Consider the following 1,607-nt stretch of genomic DNA (forward strand, 5'->3'; position numbering starts at 1 on the left):
ATAAAGCCGGTGATAAATAGGAAAAAGGGGAGTTTAAATTGTCTTAACGTCTTTGATAAACTAGCAAATATTAGTATAAATAAACCACAACATGCTAAAGCATACAGCAATAATCTCTTTTCAAAAAAGTAAGTTACAAGGTGTAGAAACGTATAGGATACAATGGAAATTCTTAATCCCCACGTTATGACAGACTGCATACATTCCATCTCCCATGTCATAGTTGTTTGTTTACCTTTAATAGCATAGCTGGAATGTTAAGGTTACACAAGTGCCCATTCTTATGTAGTCTAGAATTATATGGAGGATTCAGGTTGACTGGTAAAGCGAATTTGTCTAGCTTCATTTGAATAGATCGTGTTAACGTTATATCACCCTAGCTATAGGTTGGAGGCTTCCCTTTCTATCCCAAATAAAATGCACTCTACCCAAAAAGTGCATCTCTATTCTAATCAAGCTGATTGTGAACCTTACTATGTATCTACTGTATGGATCAAGTATTCCATTCCCATTACTTTTCTACTTATTTATGCTTAGTCCACTAAAATGTACAACCTCTTTTTCTATAAATTTCCTTACCTGAATGCACGTAAACCTGCACCGATAATTCCTTGACCATTATTCAAATTACTTATTTCCATGTTTTGAAGAATATGTAGTTGTTCTTCAATCAAGTAATTTTTTAACTTATCCTTTAGTAAAGGTAATATATAGGGATTATATGTTGCAACACTCCCACCAAAAACAATCTTGTGCGGATCTAATATACTATTAATCATGTAAACACCTTGGGTTAATGCATGAATCATTTCGTCCACCAATCTACTTGCATTGCTCTCTCCTCGAGTAAAATGAATAAAAATATCTTTCGTTACTAATGCTTCATTGAAATAAATGGACCTTGCCTTCGCTTGCATAGCTGGGCCAGATGCAGCATGTTCTAATCTTTCCATGCTATGATCAGCTGTGTGTGTAAAAACGGGTATCAATCCCAGCTCCCCAGCAAAGCCTGCTCCCCTTATAAAGTTTCCCCCTTGAATAATGGAGCAAGAAATCCCTGTACTAATCGTAATATAAACAAATAGTTCATCCTCAAGCATTTTTGCCTCTTTCCATTCCGCAAATGCTGCCATATATACATCATTATCAATTACAATATTATCGATTCCTAGCGCTTCCCGTAGACGATGAACTATTGGAAAATTAGACCATGGAAGGTTATTCTGAAAGACCGCTACCCCATTTCTACGATCTATTTTTCCAGGAATACCAGCACCAATCCCGTATATCTCATCCTCTGGAATACTAGAATGATTTAGGAGTTGGTTTACACATTGAATAACTTGTAGAAACATTTTCTCTTTATTTGAGGGGTCACTTTGGACTGACTCCTTTTGAATTAAGTCTCCTTTCTCGTTGACGATACCAGCTTCCACTGTCGTACCGCCAATATCAATTCCGATAGCATACCTCATTAGCACTCCTCACTTTCCTTACAACACATTCCTTAACCATGCTTATTTTCCAATAAATGCGATAGAAGCATTACATCTGTTTAACCTTTTCAAAGTACAATTTCCACCTGTTTCCCATGAATAAGAAAAACT

Annotated in this window: 1 protein-coding gene and 1 pseudogene; both read right to left on the reverse strand. The window is 36.2% G+C overall.

The window, feature by feature from the left end:
• Window positions 1-200: pseudogene (locus tag JUJ52_RS22955) on the reverse strand (hypothetical protein); the annotation flags it as partial.
• 375 nt (window positions 201-575) lie between these two features.
• Window positions 576-1,475: an ROK family protein gene (locus JUJ52_RS22960; RefSeq protein WP_205388866.1), complete on the reverse strand. Its 900-nt coding sequence runs from the start codon at window positions 1,473-1,475 to the stop codon at window positions 576-578.
• Window positions 1,476-1,607: the final 132 nt, after the last annotated feature.

The organism is Virgibacillus sp. AGTR, from assembly GCF_016919725.2.
Lineage (GTDB): Bacteria > Bacillota > Bacilli > Bacillales > Amphibacillaceae > Virgibacillus > Virgibacillus salarius.

Bases quoted from the DNA above. Each gene is read 5' to 3' on its own strand.
- JUJ52_RS22960 (WP_205388866.1), bottom strand. From the start codon at position 1,475: ATGAGGTATGCTATCGGAATTGATATTGGCGGTACGACAGTGGAAGCT.